This window comes from Corallincola holothuriorum, from assembly GCF_003336225.1.
Taxonomy (GTDB): Bacteria; Pseudomonadota; Gammaproteobacteria; order Enterobacterales; family Neiellaceae; genus Corallincola; species Corallincola holothuriorum.
In genome coordinates this window covers 76,315-101,644 of the sequence record NZ_QPID01000013.1, presented here as the reverse complement: position 1 = coordinate 101,644, position 25,330 = coordinate 76,315, and the positions used below count along the sequence as shown (strand labels likewise).

Genomic DNA, 25,330 nt, shown 5'->3' with positions numbered 1-25,330 from the left:
TTAAATTTTTACTTTCCTGCAGTTATTCGGGTCATTTCACTAGGCAGAACAGCCGGATCCAGTATAATTACGCCCGCTATAAAACGGCATAAAGAAAAAATAGATTAAGGAATTACACAAGTGAATCCCATTATAAAAACATTTCAGTATGGTCAACATACTGTCACCCTGGAAACTGGCGTTATTGCACGTCAAGCATCAGCCGCTGTATTGGCTTCTATGGATGACACCACGGTTCTCGTGAGTGTGGTTGGTGTTAAAGATAGCGGCGAAGGTCGTGACTTCTTCCCGCTGACGGTGAACTATCAGGAGCGTACTTATGCTGCTGGTAAGATCCCTGGTGGTTTCTTCAAGCGCGAAGGTCGTCCTTCTGAAGGTGAAACACTGACAGCTCGCCTGATTGACCGTCCAATTCGTCCGCTTTTCCCTAAAGGCTTCATGAATGAAGTGCAGGTGATAGCGACAGTTATCTCGGTTAACCCAGAAGTTAACCCAGATGTTGTAGCTATGATCGGTACGTCTGCAGCCCTGTCTATCTCTGGTATCCCTTTCAATGGTCCTATCGGTTGTGCCCGCGTTGGTTACATCGATGGTGAGTTCGTATTGAATCCATTGGAGTCAGAGCTGGCTAATAGCAAATTGGACCTGGTTGTTGCCGGTACCGAAAGCGCTGTGCTGATGGTTGAATCAGAAGCCGACGTGCTTTCTGAAGAAGTGATGCTGGAAGCGGTTGTTTATGGCCATGACCAGATGCAGAACGTTGTTTCTGCAATCAATGAATTTAAAGCTGAAGTAGCCACCCCTGCTTGGGATTGGACTGCACCAGAAAAAGACGAAACCCTGTTCGGCAAACTGAAAACTTTGTCTGAAGCTGGTTTTGGTGATGCATATAAGATCACTGACAAGCTTGAGCGCCAAGTGGCTGCAAAAGCTGTTAAATCCGCGGCGTTAGCGGCCATTGTTGAAGAAGCGGGTGAAGACGCCATCGTTGATGAGCGCGCTGTTTCTGAACTACTGTACAAAATTGAAAAAGCGGTTGTACGTAACCGTATTATCGCTGGTGAGCCACGTATCGATGGCCGTGACCCAGAGATGGTTCGTGCCCTTAATGTCATGACTGGTGTGTTGCCACGTACTCACGGCTCTGCAGTATTCACCCGTGGTGAGACTCAGGCATTAGTGACGACTACGCTTGGTACCGCTCGTGATGCTCAGAATATCGATTCTTTGCTGGGTGAGCGTACGGACCGTTTCATGCTGCATTACAACTTCCCTCCATACTGTGTGGGCGAAGCTGGCTTTGTTGGCTCTCCTAAGCGCCGTGAAATTGGCCACGGCCGTTTGGCTAAGCGTGGTATCGCTGCGGTTATGCCTAACGAAGAAGAGTTCCCGTACACTGTGCGTGTGGTTTCTGAAATCACCGAGTCTAACGGCTCAAGCTCAATGGCTTCAGTTTGTGGTACTTCGTTGGCGCTGATGGATGCAGGTGTTCCTATCAAAGCCTCTGTTGCGGGTATCGCGATGGGCTTGGTGAAAGAAGGCGACGATTTCGTTGTTCTGTCTGACATCTTGGGTGATGAAGATCACCTTGGCGATATGGACTTCAAAGTGGCTGGTACCAACGGTGGTGTGACAGCACTGCAGATGGATATCAAGATCGAAGGTATCACTAAAGAGATCATGCAGATCGCTTTGAATCAGGCAAAAGGTGCTCGTTTGCACATCCTGTCTGTGATGGACGAAGCCATTGGCGGTCACCGTGATGATGTATCTGATTTTGCACCGCGAATCCACACTATCAAGATCGACCCGGAGAAGATCCGTGACGTAATTGGTAAGGGTGGTGCAGTTATCCGTGCTCTGACCGAAGAAACGGGTACCAGCATCGATATCACTGACGATGGCACTATCAAGATCGCTGCCACTGATGGTTTAGCGGCGAAAGAAGCTATCCGTCGTATCGAAGAGATCACTGCAGAAGTAGAAGTTAACCGCATCTACGAAGGTACTGTGGTACGTATCGTTGATTTTGGTGCTTTTGTGAGCGTTCTTCCGGGCAAAGAAGGTTTGGTCCATATTTCTCAAATCGCTGCTGAGCGTATTGAGAAAGTGGCTGATTATCTGGAAGTTGGTCAGAAAGTACCGGTTAAAGTGATCGAAATTGATCGTCAAGGCCGTGTACGTTTAAGTATCAAAGAAGCAGCGCCTGCTGCGGAACAGAAGCCAGCAGAAGATAAAGCTGACGCCTAAGTCGGTCTAACTGTTGAGAAAAAAGGGAGCGCATTGCGCTCCCTTTTTGTTTGCTTCCTGCTAGGATAGCGCAATGGGCTGCGGCCAAGGTTTGAAGCAAGGACAGATTTTGATGAATTATTCGCGGAAGTTACGCGTTGGCTGGTGTTTACTGATGGCTTTAGGTTTAAGTGCTTGTGCCAGTACACAGGCACCTGAGCCTGAAGGTCCAGCGTTGGTATTGGCTGAGCCAGAACAGCCGAAGGCAAGAGATCAGTTCACGGTAGCGAAGATTTCTCAGCTACTGGCGATGCCTGATCATGAAGATGACCAGCGAGCCTATCTGTTTTACCAACGTGGTGTTCATTACGATCGTTTAGGAATGCGCTGGTTGGCACAATTAGATTTTCAACGAGCACTCGATCTTCGCCCTGATATGGCGGAAGCCTACAACCGCCTTGGGATCTATTTTATCCAGACCCAGCAGTATGAAGATGCGTTCCAAGCATTCGATTCTGCGTTAGAGCTCGATCCAGAGCATGACTATGCCTTCCTTAATCGGGGGATAGCACTCTATTACGCCGGTCGAGATGACCTAGCGGTAGAAGATCTTGAGTCTTTCTTGCAGCGTGATACGTCGGATCCTTATCGTGCTATTTGGCTCTATTTAGCAGAGAGTCGTCTGTCACAGCCAGAAGCGCTGGCACGCCTACAGTTTAATCGTGCCAAGCTCGATGATAATCAGTGGTCGACGCAACTTACTAACTACCTATTGGGTACGATTGACGAAGCTGAGTTGTTGCAGCTTGCGCAACAAGACTGGGATGACAATAGCAGCATGAGCGAGCGGCTGTGCGAAGCATATTTTTATCTGGCGAAGAGTTATTTGGCGCAAGGTAAGGATACCCAAGCTTTGACGTTCTTGAAGCTCACCATTGCCACCAATATATATGAATACGTGGAGCACAGGTTTGCTCTGTTAGAGCTTGATCTACTGCAGCAACGTTGGAGTGAACAGCAGGGCTCTTGATGCGTCAGCTTTTTGTTTGGTTTCAAGCGGCAAGGCCTCGTACCTTGCCGGCTTCACTTGCTCCCTTAATCGTCGGTAATTGGTTGGCGTACCTTGAGGACCAACTGCAGAGCGGTTTATTGCTCGCCAGTTTACTTTGCGCCCTAGCCCTGCAAATTTTTGTCAACTACGCCAACGACTATTTTGATGCGCTTACCGGGGTTGATACCGATGCACGGGTGGGGCCTCAGCGTGCGACCCAGTCTGGTTTAGTCACCCATGGTCAGATGCGAGCGGCTATGGTGTTAAGTGCGTTGGCGGCAAGCCTTGCTGGACTCTATATCGTGGTGTTCGGCTCCCTTTGGTTGTTGCCCGTGGGGATCGCCAGTCTTATCGCTGCCTACCTGTACAGTGGTGGTCCGAGGCCCTTGGCCAGTTTAGGTCTGGGAGAGATCACGGTATTTCTGTTTTTCGGTGTGGTTGCGGTGGTCGGTAGTTACTTTATGCATACTCAGCTGATGTCGAAAGCCGCCTGGTTAGCCGCTGTGTTAGTGGGGCTTCCTGTCTGTGCCATTATGTTGGTGAACAATATCCGCGATATTTCGACAGATACGGCGGCAGGGAAAAAGACCTTGCCGGTGCGTATTGGCCGGCAAAACAGCGTTGTTTTGTATAGTGCAGCCTTGTTACTGCCATTAGCATTGACCATTAATCAGCTAAACGTCGTTGTTTGGTTGAGCTTGTGGATAGCGACGGTTTTTGTCGCCGTATGGCTGATTAGCCAGCTGCTGAAGCGTCAAGCTCAGGCACTTAATCCCTTATTGGGCTGGACCTCTTTCTATTCGCTCTGGCTCGCTGTACTCAGCTGTTTTTACTTTACTATTTAGTTTTTTACCCTGCAGCCTCAACATTTCGTCAATGCTGACGGACACCTTTCCGGCCCTTCTAGCTCAAATTATCTGGCCAGACCAGTTGCTAAATCTCCATTTGTTGTACATGGTTAATAAAACAACAAGCCTCACCAAAGGCCCTACGGAGAGAAGAAAATGCAGAAAATGATCACCCTCGGAGAGTTTATCGTTCAGAAGCAGGCCGATTTTCCAGAGGCGACCGGTGATCTCACCGGTCTGCTGAGTGCCATAAGGTTGGCGGCTAAAGTGGTCAATCGTGAGGTCAATAAAGCGGGATTGGCCGATATCACCGGCGCCGTGGGTGAGCAGAATATTCAGGGTGAAGAGCAGCAGAAACTCGATGTCTATGCCAATGAGAAATTCAAAGCGGCGCTAGAAGCGCGTGGCGAAGTGTGTGGTATGGCCTCAGAAGAGGAAGAGGATTATGTTGTTTTTGACTCTGAGGTAAATAACAACGCTAAGTATGTGGTGCTGACCGATCCGCTGGATGGATCTTCAAATATTGATGTTAACGTCTCTATCGGTACTATCTTCTCGATTTATAAAAGGGTGTCGCCGCGGGGCACGCCGGTGACACTGGAAGATTTTCTCCAGCCAGGTAATCAGCAAGTGGCCGCTGGTTATATCATCTATGGCTCTTCGACAGTTTTAGTGTATAGCACTGGCCATGGTGTCCATGGCTTTACCTATGATCCCTCGCTTGGCGTGTTTGCACTCTCCCATGAAAATATCTGCACACCGGAAGATGGCCTGATCTATTCGATTAACGAAGGCAACTACATCAAATTCCCCGATGGCGTGAAGATGTATATCAAGTATTGCCAAGCAGAAGATGAAGCGACACATCGTCCCTTTACTGCCCGTTATATTGGCTCTCTGGTGGCGGACTTCCACCGCAACCTGATGAAAGGAGGGATCTACCTATACCCCTCAACAATGAAAAATCCAAACGGTAAGCTGCGCTTATTGTATGAATGTAATCCGATTGCCTATCTCGTCGAGCAAGCTGGAGGCCGCGCTAGCGACGGCTATCAACGTATTCTTGATATTAAGCCGACGGAGCTGCATCAGCGTACGCCATTTTTTGTTGGTTCAACGAATATGGTGAAAACTGTCGAAGATCTGATCAAGGAGTTTGGCTAGTCGCAAAGGTCATCGATGAAGGAAAGGCGCCTAGCGCTCTCTTCCTTCGCGTTACTTAGGGCGCGTGTGGCTATAGCTATCACCTAAGCTGGCATATTCATTGGCTCCTAGGCGGGCGAGTGGATCTAGCTCCATCGCGTCTACTTTGAGCCGTCCTTTGTTATCTTCTTTGGCCACGGCGTCGTTGATATAGAGCTGTTCAACTTTGCCAAAAACCAGTTGTTGCGGTACATCGCCAATGGCTTGTATTTGGAACAATGAGCAGGCCATCGCCAGTTTGCATTGACTAATTCTTGGCAGGGGAAAATCAGTGAATGGCTCGGTGGCGAGCTGGCTGAGGTTGAGCTCAGATTCTCCGTGGGGCAGGGACTTTGCTGTTTCTGTGACCGTCGCCGCCATCTCGGCACCTGGAATATGCACAACAAACTGTTTGTTGCGTTGAATGTTGTGTAGCGTATCTTTATCGCTGCCATCGGGTTTTTTACCAACAGAAAACATTATTAGTGGTGGCGTGCTGCAGATGGCATTGAAATATGAAAAAGGGGCCAGGTTGTAGTTCTGTTCGCCGCTGTCAGTTAGCACCCAAGCGATAGGTCTGGGTACGATAGTCTGGGTCATAATGTGGTAGATCTCACTGCCACTGAGCTGAGAAAAGTCGATATTCACTGTCTACAATCCCCGTTAAATTTTTATTATTCCGCGTTCGCTTGAATGGCGATAACTTCGCTCACAACGCTACCGTCATTGAGCTGTGAGTTTATCTGCTGTCCAACCATCACCTGAGTGGTTGTTTTGATCACTTGCTGGCTTTGCTGGTCCCGGGTTATGGAGTAACCACGATTGAGAGTCGCTAGCGGGCTGACCAGCGACAGTTCTTGACACTGGTGCTGCCATTGGTTGCGTTGCATCTGCAAATGGCGCTGCATGTTGCTGGTGAGCTGCTGCGTTAGCTGTTGTTGTCTGGTTTTCAGGTGTTCGAGCCGATAGGCAGGATCCGAGCGTTGTAAGCGCTGGGCGAGTTGAGCATAGCGTTGCGATGCATGCGCTATGCCTTGGTTTCCCGTGTGCAGTAGGCGTCGGCTTAGCTCATCAAGACGCTGTGTCTGTTGTTGCAGACGACGATCGGGATGGTTGAGTTGCAGGTTACGCTGCAGTTGTTGCAGTTTGTTGCTATCCCGCAGTAGCAGACGACTAACAGCTTGTTTTAAGCGCAGCGACAGTTGTGACAACTGCTGCCGTTGGTGTTGTTGATCACCACTGACATATTCAGCTGCCGCTGAGGGGGTCGGGGCGCGCATATCTGCGACATAATCGGCAATGGTGGTATCAATCTCATGGCCGACCGCACTGATAATAGGCAGCTGGCTTTGATAAATGGCTCGAGCAACCACCTCTTCATTAAAGGCCCTGAGATCTTCCAGTGAACCGCCGCCCCGGCCGACAATGAGTAGGTCACACTCGTTACGTCGATTAGCGGTGAGAATCGCTTCAGCGATCTGTGCTGCCGCTGTGTCGCCCTGTACCTGAGTCGGGTAAAGTACCACCCGTATAGCCGGGTTACGCCGCTTCAGGACCGAAAGAATGTCATGGATGGCTGCACCGGTGGCAGAAGTAATCACCCCAACGCTAATAGGGTGCGCCGGGATCGCTTGTTTGTGCTCGGTTGAGAACAGCCCCTCTGCGGCGAGTGCCAGCTTCAGTTGGTCGAACTTTTGTTTTAGGACTCCTTCGCCAGCGTCCTCCATCTGCTCAATGATTAGCTGATAGTCGCCTCTGGGTTCATACAGGCTGACCTGGGCTCTGACTAACACCTGCAGGCCGCTCTTGGGTTTCAAGCTGACTAAGCGGTTCTTACCGCGAAACATGGCGCCTTTGACCTGAGACCGCTCATCTTTCAGGCTGAAGTACCAATGACCGGATGCAGCAGCGACAAAGTTTGATAACTCGCCCTGTAACCAGACCGTACCCAACCCCTCTTCCAGTAATTGGCGGGCACAGCGGTTGAGGGTGGAGACAGAGAATACTTTTTGATTGGACATCGGATTCTTATGATTGCGGAAAAGAACAGGTGGCAACAAAAGCTGACACGTAAGCTAGTTTATCAGCAAAACTGACCTATTATCATCTTGCGTTAGATCACAAAATAGTTTTACTCGATAGTTGCCTTAGGGTAGAATCCGGCCGCAACTTAATCAACCTCCTTCAACTGGTTTCAGGTATAGTTGCGATGCTAAGAATTGCCCAAGAAGCGCTCACATTTGACGATGTTTTACTCGTCCCTGCACATTCTACCGTGCTGCCTAATACGGCCACGCTCAATACCCAGCTGACTAGTACTATTAGTCTCAACGTGCCTATGGTCTCGGCGGCTATGGACACCGTGACTGAAGCCAATTTAGCAATTGCTTTGGCTCAGGAAGGGGGTATCGGTTTTATTCACAAAAACATGAGTATCGAAGCCCAGGCGGCGATGGTACGCAAAGTGAAGAAATTCGAAAGTGGTGTGGTTGCTGATCCTGTTACTGTGCACCCTGACTTGACTATCGGTGAGTTGAAAGAGCTTTCTGCTCAGCACGGCTTTAAAGGGTTCCCGGTCACTGACAGTGAAAACAATCTAGTCGGCATTGTTACCAGCCGAGATGTGCGTTTCGAGCCTGACATGGATAAAAAGGTCTCTGACGTGATGACTTCAAAAGAGCGTCTGGTGACCATCCATAAAGATGCGACAGCTGATGAAGTGCACCACATGATGCATGAGCATCGACTAGAAAAAATTCTCGTGGTTGATGATGCCTTCAAACTGAACGGTATGATCACAGTAAAAGACTTCAAAAAAGCGGAACGTAAGCCAAACGCCTGTAAAGATAGCGATGGAAGCTTGCGTGTTGGTGCCGCAGTAGGTGCCGGTGCGGGTAACGAAGAGCGCATTGAAGCCTTGTTTAACGCCGGTGTTGATGTGCTATTGATTGATTCTTCACATGGTCACTCAGAAGGTGTTTTGCAACGTATTCGCGAAACCCGTGCTAAATACCCTGATCTACAGATTGTAGGCGGTAACGTAGCAACAGCTGCAGGTGCTGTTGCACTGGCTGATGCCGGGGTGAGTGCTGTTAAAGTCGGGATCGGTCCCGGTTCTATCTGTACCACTCGGATCGTTACCGGTGTTGGCGTACCTCAGATCACCGCGGTTTCTGATGCCGTAGAAGCATTGAAAGATCGCAATATTCCAGTGATTGCCGACGGTGGTATCCGTTTCTCCGGAGACATTGCTAAGGCCTTAGCTGCTGGCGCTAGTTGTGTGATGGTTGGCTCTATGTTTGCTGGTACAGATGAAGCTCCTGGCGAAATTGAGCTGTACCAAGGGCGAGCGTTTAAGAGCTACCGTGGTATGGGGTCATTAGGTGCCATGTCGCAAACTCAAGGTTCATCAGATCGCTATTTCCAAACGGATAATGCGGCGGATAAATTGGTACCGGAAGGTATCGAAGGGCGCATACCTTACAAAGGTGCAGTAGCAAACATTATCCATCAGCAGATGGGTGGCCTGCGCAGCTGCATGGGCTTGACTGGCTGTGGCTCAATCGAGCTACTGCGCACGAAAGCTGAATTCGTGAAGATCACCAGTGCTGGTATGGGTGAATCTCATGTACATGATGTGACTATTACTAAAGAAGCACCCAACTACCGTATGGGTTAAACTTTAGCATTACTATTTTGTTGCTTGGGCTGACTCTGTGTCAGCCCATTTTCATTTTCCGAATAGCAGGAAAACCATGACTAAGAACATTCATGACCATCGTATATTGATCCTTGATTTTGGCTCACAGTACACCCAACTGATCGCCCGCCGTATCCGTGAGATTGGCGTATTCTGCGAACTTTGGTCTTGTGATGTCACGGAAGAGCAGATCCGCGAGTTCAATCCGCGGGGTATCATTCTGTCCGGTAGCCCAGAGAGTGTCGGCAATGATGTTGGTCTGAAAGCCCCTGATTATGTGTTTACCGCCGGTGTTCCTGTATTGGGGATCTGTTATGGCATGCAGACAATGACAGCGCAGTTAGGTGGCGAGGTGGTTGGCTCTGATCATCGCGAATTCGGTTACGCACAAGTGGAAGTGATTGCTGATAGCCAGTTACTGCACAATATCGAAGATCATGTCGGCGCGAACGGCAATGCCTTGTTAGATGTATGGATGAGCCACGGTGATAAAGTGGGGCAGCCACCTGCTGGTTTTAGCACCATCGCCCGTACGGATTCATGCCCCCATGCAGCAATCGCCAATGAAGAGAAAAAATTCTATGGCGTGCAGTTCCACCCTGAAGTCACCCACACTCGCCAAGGCCAGCGTATGCTGGAACACTTTGTGATCAACACTTGTGGTTGCGAGAAGTTGTGGACGCCGTCATCCATTATTGAAGACGCAGTGGCGCAGATTAAGCAGCAGGTGGGTAGCGATGAGGTGATCCTCGGTTTATCCGGCGGTGTTGATTCGTCAGTGACAGCAATGCTGTTGCACCGAGCTATCGGTAAGCAATTGACCTGTGTATTTGTCGACAATGGTTTGCTGCGCTTACATGAAGGCGAGCAGGTGATGGAGATGTTCGGTGACCATTTTGGTCTCAATATCATCAAGGTTGACGCCGAAGACCGCTTCCTCAATAACCTGGCTGGTATTGACGAGCCTGAGGCAAAACGTAAATCCATTGGCCATACTTTTATCGAAGTGTTTGATGAAGAAGCCAACAAACTGGCGAATGCTAAATGGCTCGCCCAGGGCACTATCTATCCTGATGTGATTGAATCAGCGGCGTCAAAAACGGGTAAGGCTCATGTGATTAAGTCTCACCATAACGTTGGCGGCTTGCCTGACGATATGGAGATGGGCTTAGTTGAACCTTTGCGTGAACTGTTTAAAGATGAAGTGCGCCGTATTGGCCTGGAATTAGGCCTGCCTTATGACATGCTTTATCGTCACCCATTCCCTGGGCCTGGTCTTGGCGTTCGGGTACTTGGTGAAGTGAAAAAAGAGTATTGTGACTTGCTGCGCCGCGCGGACGCTATCTTTATTGAAGAGCTTCACGCTGCTGATCTGTACCACAAAGTCAGTCAGGCATTTACCGTGTTCCTGCCTGTGCGCTCTGTGGGGGTGATGGGGGATGGTCGTAAATATGATTGGGTGGTATCACTGCGTGCGGTGGAAACCATCGACTTTATGACTGCGCATTGGGCACATTTGCCATACGACTTCCTGGGTAAGGTATCTAACCGCATTATCAATGAGATCGATGGTATCTCTCGTGTGGTATACGACATCTCCGGTAAGCCGCCTGCAACCATCGAGTGGGAATAGCTTTCCTGCGATGAGGTTGAATTAGCCGGCGGAAATGCCGGCTTTTTTATGACGATATGTTTGGCGTCAGTGATAGTTCATGCTTTGGAAATTTTTTTAATTATTGGCTTCGCTATTTATGTCAGAGCAACGAATGTCTGAAATCTCGAATGAGATCCACGAAAAATTCATGCGCCGCGCATTGGCACTTGCTGCCCATGCGGAAGCGTTGGGTGAAGTTCCTGTCGGTGCGGTTGTGGTTTATCGTGGGGAGGTGATCGCTGAGGGATGGAATCAACAGATCCTCAATAATGATCCGACAGCCCATGCTGAGGTTATGGCCTTACAAGCGGCGGGAAGGGCGATCGGTAACTATCGTCTGCTGGATACGCAATTGTACGTCACGCTTGAGCCGTGCGTGATGTGTGCTGGCGCGATGGTGCACGGCAGAGTTGGGCAGTTGATCTTTGGTGCGGCAGATCTGAAAACTGGTGCGGCCGGTTCGATTATGGATATTACTCGGCATGGCAACTTGAACCACCAAATTGAGGTGGTGGCAGGCGTTTTGGCTGGGGAATGCAGTGAACAGCTCAGCGGTTTTTTTCGTAAGCGCCGAGCGGCAAAAAGGGCGGAAAAATTGGCTCGCCAGCAACAATCGGCAGCCGACTAATTAGGTGTGAACGACATCCAGAATCTGGACGACCTGCGTTTGTAGATAGAACTTGCGTGATCTTGCCATCACTTTTTTATGGCTGCGCTTAGTGGCCAAATGGCGTCGGGTGCTCTGAGAGCTGAGGCGTTTTACTTGTTTCATGGTGGCACTCCTTAATAAGTGCTGAACAAGTGTCTAAACTAACAATCTTGTGTGACACTTTTATTAATCTGCTGTTTAGCGTTCAGGCACTGCTTTTAGCTGCTCTTCTGGTGCGCTCTTTTCTGCCACCTTGTTGTCTACAGCGTCACCATCATACTCCTTGATACCTGCGGTGAGTTGCTTAAATTTCTCTTTCTGTTGGGCTAGGCGATCTGCCGCTGCTTTTTTATCCTCGATATAAACCAAAGCGTCGTAGTAGCGGCGAATGTTATCCACATAAGCAACGGGCTCTTCTCCGCGGGCGTAGCCATAGCGGGTCTGCTTGTACCATTTTTTCTTCCGCAGTAGCGGTAGTGTGGTTTTAACGTCAGTCCAGCTATAGGGATCTTTGCCACGGGCACGAGTCAATTTAATCGCGTCGATGACATGCCCCATGCCCACATTGTAAGCAGCTAAGGCAAACCAAATTCGCTCGTGGGGGGCGATCTTTTCGGGCACCCGTTGTAATAGTTGTTCGAGATAGATAGCGCCGCCGCGGATACTGGATTCAGGGTCGAGACGATTTTCTATCTTCAATTGTTTGGCAGTGTTAAGGGTCAACATCATTAACCCACGAACACCGGTATGGGAGCGGGCATTGGGATTCCAATGGGATTCTTGATAGCTTTGCGCTGCCAGCAGACGCCAATCAAGTTCTGCCGCATATTGCTCAAACATCGGCTTAATTGACGGCAACTTGCGCTCTACTGCCCGCATAAATGCTCGGGTATCGACATAATCGAATTGTCCCACATGGCCGAAATATTTCTCTTCGAGCTGGGCGATCATGCCACTTGACTGCATCTCGCCGAAAAACTCAATTAACGCGGCTTGTAATGCATCATTATTGCCTTTTTGCATCAACCAGGCCACGGGCTGCTCTTTGACTACAGTAAAAGCGAGGGAGAGTTCGGTGTGATAGCGACGGAACAGATCCAGTTGGCTTGAGTCGACGATGGTAAAGTCGATATCGCCAGCCAACACTTTCTGCATTAACTCTTCACTGTCATGCTCTGTGGTGACTTCCCAATCAAGATTCGGATAATCGGTTTTAAACCTTTCGAGTGTTTCGGCATGGCTGGAGTTGGCGATGACGCGAATAACACCGTCTAATTGGCCAAGGTTGCGTGGGCGTTTACGCCCCTTTTTATAAACAACCTTTTGGCTGATCCATTGATAGGCGGGGGAGAAGCTATAAAACTCTCGTCGTTGATCTGTGACTGCCAAGCCTGCAGCGAGGATGTCGACACGGCCTGCATTCAATTGGGTGAACAGATCATCAATGGTATAGCTAGGTACCATCTTAAGTTCGACGCCAAGGTAATCGGCAAGTTGTTTTGCTAACTCGTAATCGATGCCTTCAGGGCCGTTCGGGCCAAACAGGTATGTGGTACTCGAATAAATCGTGCCCACACGTAACTCACCCCGATCCAAAATCTGTTGCAGGTGTGTTTTGTCTGGTTGCGTCGGATCGCAGCCTAATAACAGCAGCGATGTCAGAAATAGGCTAACTAGCAGGATCTGTCGTTTCCATCCGCGAAACAGACGACTGCTAACTGACGACTCCGAGCTTTTCTGACGAGTAATTTCCATACTTAACTTATACCAGATGAAAACGAATGCGCCCAGCTTCCTTCTAGCGCTTATCAACGGCCACACTTTTCACTATAATACGCCTCCTTAGTTCAACCCCCCTAACTTCGGCCAGGTGAGTAAGCGTATGCAAATCCTTCGTGGTGCCCCCGCGTTGTCAGACTTTCGTATCAACAAGTTATTGGATGCTTGTCGCAGCCAAAAACTCCCCGTAACAAGCATTTACGCTGAGTATATGCATTTTGCGGAGTTGACGTCGCCACTGTCAGAAGCCGAGCTGGCTAAGCTGGAAAAGCTTCTGACCTACGGCCCAACCATTGCTGAACACGCGCCGGAAGGTAAGCTGTTGTTGGTGACTCCTCGTCCCGGCACCATATCGCCTTGGTCGTCTAAAGCGACAGATATTGCTCAAAACTGTGGTCTGGATCAGATCGTGCGATTGGAACGTGGTATGGCTTACTACGTTGCTACCAGCGCCGAGTTGTCCGCTGCGCAGTGGCTAGAGGTTCAAGGCCTTATCTATGATCGTATGATGGAAGTTGTATTCGAACAACTTGACGATGCGACGGCTCTGTTCCGCCACGATCAGCCGGCACCATTGAATTCGGTGGATGTATTGAGCGGTGGTCGTGATGCGCTTGCTCAAGCCAATATCGCTATGGGCCTGGCATTGGCTGATGATGAAATTGATTATCTGGTTGAGAATTTTCAGGCTTTAGGGCGCAATCCAAACGATATTGAGCTTTATATGTTTGCTCAGGCGAACTCCGAGCACTGTCGTCACAAGATTTTTAATGCGGATTGGACCATTGATGGAGAAGCGCAGCCGAAGTCGCTTTTCAAGATGATCAAAAATACCTATGAGCAGCATAACGATTACGTGTTGTCTGCTTATAAAGATAACGCTGCAGTGTTTGCCGGCTCAAAAGCAGGCCGTTTCTTCCCTGATCCGGAAACTAAAGCTTACGCTTATCATGTCGAAGATATCCATATTCTTTGTAAAGTGGAAACCCATAACCACCCGACTGCTATCTCGCCATGGCCGGGTGCTTCGACCGGATCTGGCGGTGAAATTCGTGATGAAGGTGCGACCGGTATTGGCTCTAAACCGAAAGCTGGTTTAGTTGGCTTCTCCGTGTCAAACCTCCGGATCCCTGGTTATCAACAGCCATGGGAAACGGATTTTGGTAAGCCGGGACGTATTGTTTCTGCACTCGATATCATGTTGGAAGGTCCTCTGGGTGGCGCCGCTTTTAATAACGAGTTTGGTCGCCCGAACCTGCTAGGCTACTTCCGTACCTATGAAGAGCAGGTGGTAAGCCATAACGGAGAAGAGATCCGTGGTTACCATAAGCCGATTATGCTGGCCGGTGGTTTGGGTAATATTCGTGCTGACCATGTTGAGAAGAAAGAGATCCCGGTCGGCGCAAAGCTGATTGTTCTCGGTGGCCCAGCGATGAATATCGGCTTGGGTGGCGGTGCCGCTTCTTCTATGGCATCGGGACAATCTTCAGAAGATCTAGATTTTGCTTCTGTTCAGCGTGAAAACCCTGAGATGGAACGCCGGTGTCAGGAGGTGATCGATCGCTGCTGGCAGCTGGGTGATGAAAACCCTATCGTATTTATCCATGATGTGGGCGCGGGTGGTTTGTCTAACGCCCTGCCTGAACTGGTTAATGACGGTGAGCGTGGCGGTAAGTTCGAATTGCGCAGTGTACCCAACGATGAGCCCGGCATGAGCCCGCTTGAGATCTGGTGTAATGAATCGCAAGAACGTTATGTGATGGCGGTGCCTGCAGAAAAACTGGCGCAGTTTGATGCTATCTGTCAGCGTGAGCGAGCGCCTTATGCGGTGGTTGGTGAAGCCACTGAAAAGTTGCACCTGACCCTCAGCGATAGTCATTTTGGGAATAACCCTATTGATATGCCATTGAGCGTGTTATTGGGTAAAACACCTAAGATGCATCGTGATGTGCAACGTTTGCAAGCCAGTGGTCAGGCCTTGGCTTTGGATGGCGTTGACCCGCTGGATGCAGCAGAGCGTCTGCTGAACTTGCCAACGGTCGCCGAGAAAACCTTCCTTATCACTATTGGTGACCGTTCGGTGACAGGTCTTGTTGCCCGCGATCAGATGGTCGGCCCTTGGCAGATCCCTGTCGCAGATTGTGCGGTTACCGCCGCCAGTTTTGATACCTATGCCGGTGAAGCTATGTCGATCGGTGAGCGTACGCCGGTGGCACTGCTGAATTTCGCGGCATCGGCACGTTTGGCTGTGGCGGAATCACTGACGAATATTGCGGCAACGCAGATTGGCGATCTTAAACATATCAAACTGTCTGCCAACTGGATGTCAGCTGCAGGTCACCCAGGTGAAGATGCGGGCCTGTACGATGCGGTAAAAGCGATTGGTGAAGAGCTGTGTCCGACATTGGGGCTAACGATTCCGGTCGGTAAAGACTCCATGTCGATGAAGACTAAGTGGCAGCAGGACGGTGAAGAGCGTGCCGTGACTTCCCCGTTGAGCCTAGTGATCACCGCGTTTGGTCGGGTGGAAGATATCCGTTCAACAGTGACACCTGAACTGGTTACTGACGCAGGTGAGACCGATCTCTTACTGTTGGATCTGGGACTTGGTAAGAACCGCCTCGGTGGCTCTTGTCTGGCGCAGGTCTATAAACAACTGGGTGACGATACGCCTGATGTTGATGATGCTGAACTGTTGAAGGGCTTCTTCAATGCGATGCAGGCGCTGGTTGCTGACGGTCAGCTGCTGGCTTACCACGATCGCTCTGACGGTGGCCTATTTGTCACAGTGGCTGAGATGGCGTTTGCGGGACATTGTGGTGCTAACGTTGCGTTGGATGCGCTGGGCGGCAATGATCTGGCTGCCTTGTTCAGTGAAGAGCTGGGTGCGGTTATTCAAATTAAGCGTAGCGAACGCGACGCGGTGCTGGCGGTGTTTGCTGAACACGGCTTAGCGGCAGCAACCCACCTCATTGGTGAGGTGTCGGCAGAAGATAGTGTCAGCTTTAGCCGTGCGGGTGTTGAGGTGTTAAACAGTACTCGTACGCACCTGCGTACCGTGTGGGCTGAAACGACTCGTCGCATGCAAAAGCTGCGGGACAACCCAGCCTGTGCTGAGCAGGAGTTCCAAGCGAAGCAGGATGTAAAAGATCCTGGTTTGAACGTGTCATTACCCTATGATCCGAGCTTAGATGTTGCTGCGCCATATATCGCCACTGGCGTGAAGCCGAAAATGGCAATTTTACGTGAGCAAGGCGTTAACTCACAGTTAGAGATGGCGGCCGCGTTTGACCGTGCCGGCTTTGAAAGCATCGATATTCACATGAGCGATGTACTGGCTGGTCGGATTAAGCTTGAAGACTACAAAGGCTTGGTTGCTTGTGGTGGATTCTCGTATGGCGACGTTTTAGGCGCTGGCGAAGGTTGGGCAAAATCTATTCTATTTAACTCGCAGGCGAGAGAGATGTTTAGTCGCTTTTTCGCCCGCGACGATAGCTTTGCGCTAGGTGTGTGTAATGGCTGTCAGATGCTTTCGACCCTGAAAGAGCTGATCCCAGGCACTGACTTGTGGCCACGCTTTGTTCGCAATGAGTCGGAACGTTTTGAAGCCCGCTTTAGTTTGGTTGAAGTGCAGGACAGCCGTTCTGTGTTCTTCCAGGAGATGGGTGGCGCCCGTATGCCTATTGCTGTTTCCCACGGTGAAGGTCGTGCGGAATTTGCCGCTGCTGATGGGGCGCAGAAAGTCTTGGAAAGTGGCTTAGTGGCGGTACGTTATGTCGATAACTATGGTCAGTATACGACTCAGTATCCGGCTAACCCGAACGGCTCTGAAGGCGGTATTACCGGTTTAACCAGTAATGACGGTAAAGTCACTATCATGATGCCGCACCCTGAGCGTGTGTTCCGTACCGTGGCTAACTCCTGGCACCCAGATTCTTGGGGCGAGGACAGCGCCTGGATGCGTATGTTCCGCAACGCTCGTAAGTTTGTTGGTTAGTTTGCTGGCGTTAATGCTAAGTAAGAAGAAAGGGCCTTAGGGCCCTTTTTTATTGCCGGGGCTTTATTGATGTTATTCACTTAGATCGCCTTGGATATAAATACCATGGGGGTTTTGCCATCGAGATCGAGGAATATCTGATAGGTCCCAGGTGCGGGCGGCATGAACTCGAAATTTTCTTTGACTGCATCTGGTGTTGCTTTAACTACTCTGCCCATGGTGATGACCCGATCGGTGGGGTTGAGATAGCCAAAATTGCTACCGGGTGTGTAGTTCACATCAACCAGCTTAAAGTTGATTGGGAAGCTAGCGTTCTTAATCTCAATTTCTGTGCGATAAAGGTTTGCGCTGCCAACTTGCTGCATCTGGTACTCAGGTAGCGCTTGCCACCAGTTACAGTCACACCTGAGGTAGAGCGGTTCATCTGCATGAGTCGTATGGCTTAACAGGAAGAGGAGGAGTATGGCTAAATGTCGGTGCATAACGGCTATGTCATCAGGTTGTCTCCTAACAAGCATAGTCTTAAATGGGCGGATCAAAAAAGGCCAGCAATGGCTGACCTTTAAATAAATTGACTACATCAGTCGCTGGCTAAGTTTTGTAGCGCATGCAATGAGCTTTTTGCTCTTCTGACATACTCGATTGTTTCGAGCTTGTTTCGGTGATCTGCTCAAATACCACCATGTTGGCATCGGCAGCTTCGTTAATCATATTGACGTTGCGTGTCATCTCTTCAGTGGTACAACGTTGCTCCTCGGCAGCCACACTGATTTGATTAGACATATCAGCAATTTGCGTGACGATCGACTTGATGGTGCCCATGGCGCCGTCGGCGTCACTGACCTGAATAACATTCTCTTGCATGCGATCTGTGGCATCACGGACTGAGCCCGCAGCTTCACGGATACTGCTTTGCAGATTTTCGATGCGTTGGTTGATCTCTGAAGTGGACTCCGAGGTACGCTTGGCCAGGTTTCTGACCTCGTCGGCAACCACGGCGAAACCACGACCCTGTTCACCAGCGCGGGCAGCTTCAATGGCTGCGTTAAGTGCCAACAAGTTAGTTTGTTCAGCAATGCCGCGGATCACATCTAAGATCTGCCCAATTTGGTCACTGAAGTGCTCGACTTCTTGGATCTTATCGGCAGAACTTTGCAGTTGTTCAGACAGCTGGTTAGTGCTGGTAATGGTTGTCGTCATGATATCACTACCTTGATTGGCAGCGTCTTCTACTTGATGCACCTGCTCTGCGGTATCAGAGGCGTTCTTCGCTACTTCACTGAACGACGCTTCCATCTGTGTCATGGCTGTGGCTAATGCACCGATATTGTTTCGTTGATGCTCTAGGCTCGCATTGGCATCGTTACATGCGTGGCTATTATCGGCGGCGATCCTTGCTTGCTCGTCGGCTGAAACACTGAAACTGGCAAGGGTTTCCTGCATCTGGCTGGCTACCATATTTACATCATCAGCGATGGCACCAAATTCGTCTTTGTTGTTATAGCTGACGCGAGTAGTCATGTCGCCACTGGCGACGGCACGCAATGAGTGACTGACATCTTTCAGTGCTTTGCGCATCTGGCTACTCAGCCAAAGACCAAACAATATGGCAACAGTTACCGATGCGACCAAGATTATGATGACCAAACTCATACTGCTGCGGTAGGTCAACTTTGCGCTACTGGATGATTTCTCAACGGCAGCATCAGATGCTTGTATTAGTTGCTCGACCTGTTGCCGTGATTGTTGCTGGATATCTGCCAGTGCCGTTTTGAACTGTAGGTTTGCTTGTTGCAGTTTGAGTAGGTTGAGGTAGTTAGTAACCTTGCCGCCGCCAGCGAGAGTAAAGTCGAGCTTGATAGCCTCCCAGCGTCCAGTGAATTCATCGCGATAGCTGGTACGGCTATCTTCATACATCTCGAATTCATCGATGGTGTCTGACATTTTCCCATCAAGGTTGGGCAGCATGCCATCGACCAAGGCACCTGCTTCTTCTAACTGAGCCACGGATCCACTATTTAAACCGTCAAACAGTGTCGCTTCCAGTTTTTCAAATGGATTAAGAAACTCACTTAGGGTCCAGTTAACGTAATCATCACCAGTTGAGTTGGCGACTTTGGTCAGGTGTTGTTTGAGACGGGAAAACTCCAGTTGTAATTCTCGCACCTGGACGGATGCAGCCTCTTCGTCGTTTAGTTGTTGGCTATAGCCGTTAATCACATTTTCTGCTTGTTGTCCCATGTTGGGAAGCAAACCTGACAGCACCTCAACACTGGGCTTAGCATCTGCTGAAACCACTTCGTTGAGTTGCTCCAGTGATGCGTTCGCTTGCACCAAGGCATCGCGGTAGCTGGTGGCTAGTAGTTCTACCTGTGCAGGATCTCTTTCACTCAGGATACTGGTAATGCTCTGTGCCACCTCTTGTAATGAGATAAACAGGTTTTGGCTGGCTTTAAGTTGCGGCAATGCACGCTCTGAAACCTCTTCTGCTCCATTATTTAAGGAGTTAATAGAGATGAGCCCAAATATACCAGTGAGCAGGAGCATTAGGGTGAGTATGCCAATAAGTAGATATAAGCGTTGAAGGAACGAGAGACCTCCAAGCTTGAAGTTTATCTTACCTATTCCAGGGAACTTACTTCTTATCATTCGTTTATCGCCCGCGGAGTTAGCCGTCAAAATATATTCATAGTAAACGCTAGCATAAAAAACCTGTCCGTGGCGTCGCACACGGTCACACAACTAGGTTGGTGATGTGCTGCTGCATCTCCTATAGGAGTCTAGCTAAGTATCGACGTTTGCAAGAGAAACTTAAATCAGCTTGTACGATTAGGTTGCCAAAAATCGACATAGGTCATGCTATCTGGATCCCTGTGTCGCATCGCGTAAACTAGGCAGGGGTTTCTGTCACACTTCTTTGATATGTCGTTAGCCGTTGTTATACCAGATAGAGATGTCTCGCCACTGTTGGCAGCAATGAGATGCCAAGGCCCAGAGATTGATATTCAGTGTTGGCCAGCCATTACTGCACCCGAGGTCGTAAAGCTGGCCTTGGTATGGTCGGTGACCGAACAGATGGTTGCAGATTTTGAGAATCTGTCGGGGGTGATCGCCTTTGGCGCCGGAGTGGATCGTCTATTAGAGCTAAATGCTTTGCGCGATATACCCTTGGCGCGCATCGTTGACCCCAACCTGGCGAACGCTATGGCACGGTATGTGGTCGCTCATGTTTTGCGCCATCACTTGCGACTGGCAGATTTAATGGCACAACAGCAACGGCGGGAGTGGGCTCCTATCCGTGCAACGCCTAAATACAACGTCGTTGTGCTTGGGGCTGGGCAAATAGGCAGTGCGGTCGCTAGGGCGCTGGAGCAGCAAGGGTTTCATGTTGTGCGCTGGGTGCGAGAACCACGCGCTGACGATGACACGGCGATATGCGGTAAAAAACTTTTACATGCCGCTTTGGCAAGCGCGGACTATGTGATCAATACCTTGCCTTTAACCAGCGCGACTCGGGGTATTCTCAACGGGGAGCTGTTCGCTGAATGTCAGCGAAGTTGCTACTTGATTAATGTGGGGCGAGGGGAGCACTTGGTGGAGACTGATCTGTTGGCTGCACTCAGCGATGGTCAGCTCTCGGGGGCGACGTTGGATGTTTTTATGCAGGAGCCTTTACCTGCGCAACATCCCTTCTGGCAGCATAGAGACATTGTCGTGACACCCCATTGTGCGGCCTTGACCGATCAGCATGCTGTGGTTGCGCAAGTGATTGATAATTATCGCCGTGTTAGCCGCGGACTACCTATGCACCATTTGATCGATCGAAACCGGGGTTATTGAGTCGGCCGGGCGACCATTCGCCACTGTTTATATCTGTTATTGCGTTGGAGCTATTTTTGAAAAAACAAGTGACCACTTACTATCTGGAAATGACGACACCTGATGACCTTGTTGCCGCTGAGCCTGTAGCAGGTTTTTCTGTTCAGCGCTGTCAGCATATCGTGCCTGAGTTCAACCAATTCATGTTTCGTGCCGTGGGCGGTCCCTGGCGCTGGTATAGCCGTTTGGGGTGGGACTACGCTGCGTGGCTAAGCCACCTTACTGATGAACGTGTCACCACTTTCATGGCTACCTACGATGGTAGCTTGGCAGGTTACTTCGAACTGTTTACCCATCCAGATAACAGTGTCGAACTGCACTTCTTTGGTTTATTGCCCACGTTTTACGGCAAGGGGTTGGGTAGCCGTCTGCTTGTTGAGGCGATACAGAGTGCCTGGTCGTTAGCGCCAGAACGTGTTTGGGTTCATACCTGCAGTGAGGATCATAAGTATGCCCTTGCCAATTATGAACGCCGTGGCTTTCACTGCTTTAACCAGCAAACTGAATGGGAAGAGTTGCCTGAGGACGATAGTCCACAGTGGTTAACGGCTCCCTTTGTTTTTAGTCAACTAAACCGCCACAGAGGTTGAAGTTAGCCGCGGCGATGTTGAATGCGTTCTTTGGTCTCGAGCTTTTTTGTCGCGCCCTTTTTTAGCATCACGTAGACGGCGCCTAGTCCGCCGTGGTGGCGTTGACAAGTGTGAAATGCTTGTACTTCAGCTAATGCTTGCAGCCATTGATTAACGGCACTTTTAAGTAAGGCGGGGGGCTTGGAGTGACGACCAATACCATGGACTATGATGGCGCTTCGCACCTCCATTCGGCGGCAGTCATCAAGAAACCCTTTGACCGCTAGTCGCGCTTGCTCGACGGAGTGTTGGTGCAGGTCCAGTCTTGCTTCGATCTGATACCGTCCTTGGCGTAGCTTTTTAAAAACACCATGTTGTACACCTGGGCGCACAAAGCTCAGCTCATCGTCAGGCCCGATCAAATCGCGGATCTCTGTTGATAGCGGATCATCTGGCTGAGATAGGCTGGCCTGTGCGGCTTCCCGTTTGGCCTGTTTCTCTTGGTCTAATCCTGCACGTTTTGAGTGATGGGCAACCGTTTCTGTTCCGGCCAATTTTTTAACGTCCGCCATCTCGGCATCAAATAGTAGATACTCATCATCGCTCATTGGCGCACCTCTAACTCATTGCCACTGTTACCAGCGCTTGCTTGCCATTGTGGCTTAATAGCTGACAGCTTTTACTTGGTAACCAGCTTGGCGAAAGCTGTCCAAAATATTCTCCGGGCCAACTAAATGCGCAGCACCGACGACCACGAATAGCGTTTCTTTCTTCATCATTGGCTTCAGTTGTTGCAGCCAATTTTTATTCCGTTTTAATAGCAGATGTTCAACAAACAGTTTATCCGCCTGTGTGTCGTCTAGTTCTTCACTAAATATGGCGCTAAGTTCACTGCTGTTACCTTTTTCCCAAGCGGTCATCATGCGTTGGGTGTAGTCACTGCTGCTGTCTGCTTCGTCCAGTACTTGCTGCAACATACTGCTGCCTTCGCCGTCAGCTGCCAACATCGCATTAATCTGTTCGGCAAGGGTTTCTAAGCCGTAAATGGCTTTACCTGTTTTTATTGCCTGTTGACTAAAGTACTGGTCGACACCCCAATTTGGATCTAAACCCATGGTTAAATAATAGTGTTGGCCAATGAGCAGAGCGACGGCCCATGGACGTAACTGCTGAATGCTGTTTGCAGGCACGCCTAAGCGCTCGGCTGTTTTCATCGTTTGCCGGTATAGCGATGAGGGGATGTGGGTTTTTAGATCGCTGCCATCGAGGTACATCCCGTGCTGCATCATGAGTTGCATCATTTCCATTTGGATGGCGGATTCATCGGCCATGTCGATTTCCATCACCAGCCTTTGGCTCTGCTTGAAGCGTTGCTCGATGGCGCTAGGAAGTGGGTAGTAGCGGGCTTCGCCCATATGCACAGAACCAAAGAAATAGCTGGTATGCCCTTGTTTACTGACTTCAAAAAGTGCGGGGGAAATAGCGGCCATGACAGAGCAGGGCAGAAAGATGAATAATGCTAAAGCCGTGGCATAGAGTGCACGCATATTGAAGTCCATAGTCGGGTGGTAGAGGAGATAACTTTGCCCTGATGATGGGGGATATTGCAAATAGACTCGGTAAAAATGGCGCTCCCGACAGGATTCGAACCTGTGACCTGCCCCTTAGGAGGGGGCCGCGCTATCCAGCTGTGCCACGGGAGCGAATATTTTTACCGCCGACGAGGTCGGCGGTCAGCATTATACTGGTCTAACGCTGAAATTAAAGCGTACCGGTAAGTTCGACCAGATCATGGATCTGAACGCCGCTTAGTAGTGCCGGATCGGTCACTCGGGCAACGGCGCGGTTTTGATAGGATTCAGTGATCCGTAACTGGACGGTAGTGGGCAGGAGTCGTACGTGTTGTTGGTTGTCTTGCCCATCATGAGCAGCACGGTGCAGCAGGGTTAGTCGGTCACCAACACGGATGCCATTGCTGACTCCGATATCGACTTCAACTGCGTCGTTCCTTACATGGGTGATGCGCCCGCGTCCTGGAGTGCAGCTTAACGTCGTATCTATATCTGTGAGTAGCTGCGACATGACATCGGAGACGGCATTACCATAGGCTGATTCCCAAAACTGGCGAGAGCCTAAAGCCACCGCTTCTTCTGCTTTAAACTCCCACGGGGCTTTACTGCGATAACTTCTCTCCAGCGTCAGTTCGCCACTGATACCATCGATAAGATAAACCATCAGTTCGAAATTCCGCTCTGGCGGTGAGTAGAGCCACTGCTGCCATTTGCGAACCGGCAGGTCACCATTGAAGGAGAGATCTCTGATCTCTGCAAACAGTACTAACTGGGTATTGGTTTTCTCGGTCACGACCAGCGGTAGGAGTGGTGAAACCACGCTGCGGTTGTTGTAAAGGGAAGGGTTAAAGGTTGATATTTCATTTAACCAGCGCTTTGGATAACTGTGCAGACTCTCCGCTCTAAGATGGTCGTACAGCCATTGGCTGGTATGCAAACCGATCTCGTCAATGCTGCCAGTGCGCGCATTGATCCGATCGTTGACCTTAAATCGTGTCAACAGCAGTGACTTTCTTGATCTGCCATTCTGGCATTGTAACTGCTGTGGAAAGAGATCAGCATGGATCGTAATAAACAGCGTGTCTCCGCTACGACGCTCCGAAAGCACGCGCACATCTCGCACGGTTCCGGCTGTGCGGATCTCAAATTGGTCGTTAACGATTTTGCCGGCGGCAACTTCTTGCAGGCTTGTGACCGTTCCTCCGGCAAGAACTAGTGCATTTTGGATCGCTTGCTGTGTTGCTCGCTCTCTGGCACTGGCGACATCGCCTGAATAGATAGCTGCGCGGCCTTCTGCTTCATACCAAATCCCCAGGCTCGGGGCGCTAAAAAGCAACAGGAGGCAGGCTAGCAGTTTGTTTCTCATCATTTGCTCCAGTCTGTTGAGGCGGCAGGCGTTAGTGACTAACGCGGTGTCAAATCAATGACTATCTTTTAATGGTGTAAGGTGCTCGCAAAAATTAGGCCAGTTAGTCGTGCGGGACTAAATTTATGAGCCTATGGCACAGCATTTGCTTTGTTTTAGGTGAGAACAATCCTTTGACGTGGGGTAGAGAAGCCGATGGGCCTTTTAAGAATTTTCCAAAGCATCCTCTTGGTGATGGCCATAAGCCTGGGATTGGCCGCGTGCTCGACCAGCGAAGAGGAGGCTGTTTATATTCCTGAGTCAGCTCCACCGATACAGACCGCAGACCTTGCTACGCATGTGAAACAGATGGCGCTGCAGCTGATTGGTTCAAGCCGTTATGTGTCAGCAAAGACCCCGATTGCTGTGACCAGTTTTGTCGATATCGGTACGCTGGAAAGTACAGATATATATGGCAATCAGATATCTGAATTGGTGATGGTTGAACTGCAGCAAATGGGTTGGACCTTAATCGATTTCAAGTTTACTGGAGACATTGATGTGACACCCCAAGGGGATTTCACATTAAGTCGAGATTACCTGCGGTTACAGCATCGCCATCCTATTGAATATATTTTGACTGGCACTTTAGTGCGCGGTAGCAATGGTATGCAGGTCACAGCAAGGATCGTCGGCGTTGAGTCACGGGCAATAGTGGCAACTGCGGCGACATTTTTGCCGCTGTCACTGTTTGTGGAGCAAGCTGGTATGCCTGCCGCGGGAGGCTACGTTGCTCGTGAACCGCAATCAGGAATGATTATTCGTAAAGGTGGCTAGTGGAGACAGGCTAGAGCTAGCTCGACCAGACACTCAAGCC

General features: G+C 50.0%; 20 protein-coding genes and 1 tRNA gene. 11 read left to right on the top strand and 10 right to left on the bottom strand.

The window, feature by feature from the left end; genetic code table 11:
• Positions 1–120 precede the first annotated feature (120 nt).
• From pnp to fbp, 4 genes are all read left to right on the top strand, one after another.
• Positions 121–2,250, top strand: coding sequence for a polyribonucleotide nucleotidyltransferase (gene pnp / locus DU002_RS17855; protein WP_114339813.1), 2,130 nt, complete (start codon positions 121–123; stop codon positions 2,248–2,250).
• Between the two features lie 112 nt (positions 2,251–2,362).
• A complete protein-coding gene (nlpI, locus tag DU002_RS17850; protein WP_158538135.1) occupies positions 2,363–3,259 on the top strand; it encodes a lipoprotein NlpI in 897 nt (298 codons plus the stop codon).
• Positions 3,259–4,125 carry a 1,4-dihydroxy-2-naphthoate polyprenyltransferase gene (locus tag DU002_RS17845; protein ID WP_114339811.1) on the top strand — a complete coding sequence of 289 codons (867 nt, stop codon included), beginning with the start codon at positions 3,259–3,261 and terminating at the stop codon, positions 4,123–4,125. The genes nlpI and DU002_RS17845 overlap by 1 nt, the downstream gene beginning before the upstream one ends.
• A 168-nt stretch (positions 4,126–4,293) precedes the next feature.
• On the top strand, positions 4,294–5,292 hold the full coding sequence (gene fbp / locus DU002_RS17840) for a class 1 fructose-bisphosphatase (RefSeq protein WP_199405276.1): 999 nt from the start codon (positions 4,294–4,296) through the stop codon (positions 5,290–5,292).
• A 51-nt stretch (positions 5,293–5,343) separates the two neighbouring features.
• On the opposite strand, the gene DU002_RS17835 is transcribed toward fbp, so the two are convergent.
• Together DU002_RS17835 and xseA are read right to left on the bottom strand one after the other, a co-directional pair.
• Positions 5,344–5,958, bottom strand: coding sequence for a flavin reductase family protein (locus DU002_RS17835; protein WP_114339809.1), 615 nt, complete (start codon positions 5,956–5,958; stop codon positions 5,344–5,346).
• Between the two features lie 26 nt (positions 5,959–5,984).
• Complete coding sequence (xseA, locus tag DU002_RS17830) at positions 5,985–7,331, bottom strand: exodeoxyribonuclease VII large subunit (RefSeq protein ID WP_114339808.1); 1,347 nt, start codon at positions 7,329–7,331, stop codon at positions 5,985–5,987.
• A gap of 188 nt (positions 7,332–7,519) precedes the next feature.
• Between xseA and guaB the strand changes: the two genes are divergently transcribed.
• The 3 genes from guaB (at position 7,520) to tadA (ending at position 11,292) form a co-directional block, all read left to right on the top strand.
• A complete protein-coding gene (gene guaB, locus DU002_RS17825) occupies positions 7,520–8,989 on the top strand; it encodes an IMP dehydrogenase (RefSeq protein ID WP_114339807.1) in 1,470 nt (489 codons plus the stop codon).
• A gap of 76 nt (positions 8,990–9,065) precedes the next feature.
• Positions 9,066–10,643: a glutamine-hydrolyzing GMP synthase gene (gene guaA / locus DU002_RS17820; protein WP_114339806.1), complete on the top strand. Its 1,578-nt coding sequence runs from the start codon at positions 9,066–9,068 to the stop codon at positions 10,641–10,643.
• A 133-nt stretch (positions 10,644–10,776) separates the two neighbouring features.
• Entirely contained in the window at positions 10,777–11,292 is a 516-nt protein-coding gene (gene tadA, locus DU002_RS17815) for a tRNA adenosine(34) deaminase TadA (RefSeq protein ID WP_114339805.1), read from the top strand.
• On the opposite strand, the gene DU002_RS19400 is transcribed toward tadA, so the two are convergent.
• Together DU002_RS19400 and mltF are read right to left on the bottom strand one after the other, a co-directional pair.
• Entirely contained in the window at positions 11,293–11,436 is a 144-nt protein-coding gene (locus DU002_RS19400) for a hypothetical protein (RefSeq protein ID WP_158538133.1), read from the bottom strand.
• A 75-nt stretch (positions 11,437–11,511) separates the two neighbouring features.
• A complete protein-coding gene (mltF, locus tag DU002_RS17810) occupies positions 11,512–13,068 on the bottom strand; it encodes a membrane-bound lytic murein transglycosylase MltF (protein ID WP_114339804.1) in 1,557 nt (518 codons plus the stop codon).
• A 127-nt stretch (positions 13,069–13,195) separates the two neighbouring features.
• On the opposite strand from mltF, the gene purL reads away from it, so the two are divergent.
• A complete protein-coding gene (gene purL / locus DU002_RS17805) occupies positions 13,196–17,089 on the top strand; it encodes a phosphoribosylformylglycinamidine synthase (protein WP_114339803.1) in 3,894 nt (1,297 codons plus the stop codon).
• Positions 17,090–17,169: 80 nt separating this feature from the next.
• On the opposite strand, the gene DU002_RS17800 is transcribed toward purL, so the two are convergent.
• Both DU002_RS17800 and DU002_RS17795 read right to left on the bottom strand, forming a co-directional pair.
• Positions 17,170–17,571 carry a hypothetical protein gene (locus DU002_RS17800; RefSeq protein ID WP_114339802.1) on the bottom strand — a complete coding sequence of 134 codons (402 nt, stop codon included), beginning with the start codon at positions 17,569–17,571 and terminating at the stop codon, positions 17,170–17,172.
• A gap of 109 nt (positions 17,572–17,680) precedes the next feature.
• On the bottom strand, positions 17,681–19,738 hold the full coding sequence (locus DU002_RS17795) for a methyl-accepting chemotaxis protein (RefSeq protein WP_114339801.1): 2,058 nt from the start codon (positions 19,736–19,738) through the stop codon (positions 17,681–17,683).
• Positions 19,739–20,011: 273 nt separating this feature from the next.
• Between DU002_RS17795 and DU002_RS17790 the strand changes: the two genes are divergently transcribed.
• Positions 20,012–20,929 carry a 2-hydroxyacid dehydrogenase gene (locus tag DU002_RS17790; RefSeq protein ID WP_114339800.1) on the top strand — a complete coding sequence of 306 codons (918 nt, stop codon included), beginning with the start codon at positions 20,012–20,014 and terminating at the stop codon, positions 20,927–20,929.
• A 56-nt stretch (positions 20,930–20,985) separates the two neighbouring features.
• Entirely contained in the window at positions 20,986–21,558 is a 573-nt protein-coding gene (locus DU002_RS17785) for a GNAT family N-acetyltransferase (protein ID WP_130567904.1), read from the top strand.
• Between the two features lie 2 nt (positions 21,559–21,560).
• Here DU002_RS17785 and smrA read toward each other — a convergent pair whose 3' ends face one another.
• The 4 genes from smrA to DU002_RS17765 all read right to left on the bottom strand — a co-directional run bounded on the left by smrA (position 21,561) and on the right by DU002_RS17765 (position 24,477).
• The gene (smrA, locus tag DU002_RS17780) at positions 21,561–22,145 is read right to left on the bottom strand and encodes a DNA endonuclease SmrA (RefSeq protein WP_114339798.1); all 585 of its coding nucleotides are present in this window, start codon (positions 22,143–22,145) and stop codon (positions 21,561–21,563) included.
• A 54-nt stretch (positions 22,146–22,199) separates the two neighbouring features.
• Positions 22,200–23,084, bottom strand: a complete 885-nt coding sequence (locus DU002_RS17775) for a TraB/GumN family protein (protein ID WP_158538131.1) — start codon at positions 23,082–23,084, stop codon at positions 22,200–22,202.
• Between the two features lie 79 nt (positions 23,085–23,163).
• Positions 23,164–23,240, bottom strand: a tRNA-Arg gene (locus tag DU002_RS17770).
• A 58-nt stretch (positions 23,241–23,298) separates the two neighbouring features.
• Positions 23,299–24,477, bottom strand: a complete 1,179-nt coding sequence (locus DU002_RS17765) for a flagellar assembly protein T N-terminal domain-containing protein (protein ID WP_114339796.1) — start codon at positions 24,475–24,477, stop codon at positions 23,299–23,301.
• A 231-nt stretch (positions 24,478–24,708) separates the two neighbouring features.
• Between DU002_RS17765 and DU002_RS17760 the strand changes: the two genes are divergently transcribed.
• Complete coding sequence (locus DU002_RS17760) at positions 24,709–25,290, top strand: FlgO family outer membrane protein (protein WP_114339795.1); 582 nt, start codon at positions 24,709–24,711, stop codon at positions 25,288–25,290.
• The last annotated feature ends 40 nt before the right edge of the window (positions 25,291–25,330 follow it).

Bases quoted from the DNA above. Each gene is read 5' to 3' on its own strand.
- nlpI (WP_158538135.1), top strand. From the start codon at position 2,363: ATGAATTATTCGCGGAAGTTACGCGTTGGCTGGTGTTTACTGATGGCT.
- DU002_RS17845 (WP_114339811.1), top strand. From the start codon at position 3,259: ATGCGTCAGCTTTTTGTTTGGTTTCAAGCGGCAAGGCCTCGTACCTTG.
- fbp (WP_199405276.1), top strand. From the start codon at position 4,294: ATGATCACCCTCGGAGAGTTTATCGTTCAGAAGCAGGCCGATTTTCCA.
- xseA (WP_114339808.1), bottom strand. From the start codon at position 7,331: ATGTCCAATCAAAAAGTATTCTCTGTCTCCACCCTCAACCGCTGTGCC.
- guaB (WP_114339807.1), top strand. From the start codon at position 7,520: ATGCTAAGAATTGCCCAAGAAGCGCTCACATTTGACGATGTTTTACTC.
- guaA (WP_114339806.1), top strand. From the start codon at position 9,066: ATGACTAAGAACATTCATGACCATCGTATATTGATCCTTGATTTTGGC.
- tadA (WP_114339805.1), top strand. From the start codon at position 10,777: ATGTCTGAAATCTCGAATGAGATCCACGAAAAATTCATGCGCCGCGCA.
- DU002_RS19400 (WP_158538133.1), bottom strand. From the start codon at position 11,436: ATGAAACAAGTAAAACGCCTCAGCTCTCAGAGCACCCGACGCCATTTG.
- mltF (WP_114339804.1), bottom strand. From the start codon at position 13,068: ATGGAAATTACTCGTCAGAAAAGCTCGGAGTCGTCAGTTAGCAGTCGT.
- purL (WP_114339803.1), top strand. From the start codon at position 13,196: ATGCAAATCCTTCGTGGTGCCCCCGCGTTGTCAGACTTTCGTATCAAC.
- DU002_RS17800 (WP_114339802.1), bottom strand. From the start codon at position 17,571: ATGCACCGACATTTAGCCATACTCCTCCTCTTCCTGTTAAGCCATACG.
- DU002_RS17795 (WP_114339801.1), bottom strand. From the start codon at position 19,738: ATGATAAGAAGTAAGTTCCCTGGAATAGGTAAGATAAACTTCAAGCTT.
- DU002_RS17790 (WP_114339800.1), top strand. From the start codon at position 20,012: ATGTCGTTAGCCGTTGTTATACCAGATAGAGATGTCTCGCCACTGTTG.
- smrA (WP_114339798.1), bottom strand. From the start codon at position 22,145: ATGAGCGATGATGAGTATCTACTATTTGATGCCGAGATGGCGGACGTT.
- DU002_RS17775 (WP_158538131.1), bottom strand. From the start codon at position 23,084: ATGCGTGCACTCTATGCCACGGCTTTAGCATTATTCATCTTTCTGCCC.
- DU002_RS17765 (WP_114339796.1), bottom strand. From the start codon at position 24,477: ATGATGAGAAACAAACTGCTAGCCTGCCTCCTGTTGCTTTTTAGCGCC.
- DU002_RS17760 (WP_114339795.1), top strand. From the start codon at position 24,709: ATGGCCATAAGCCTGGGATTGGCCGCGTGCTCGACCAGCGAAGAGGAG.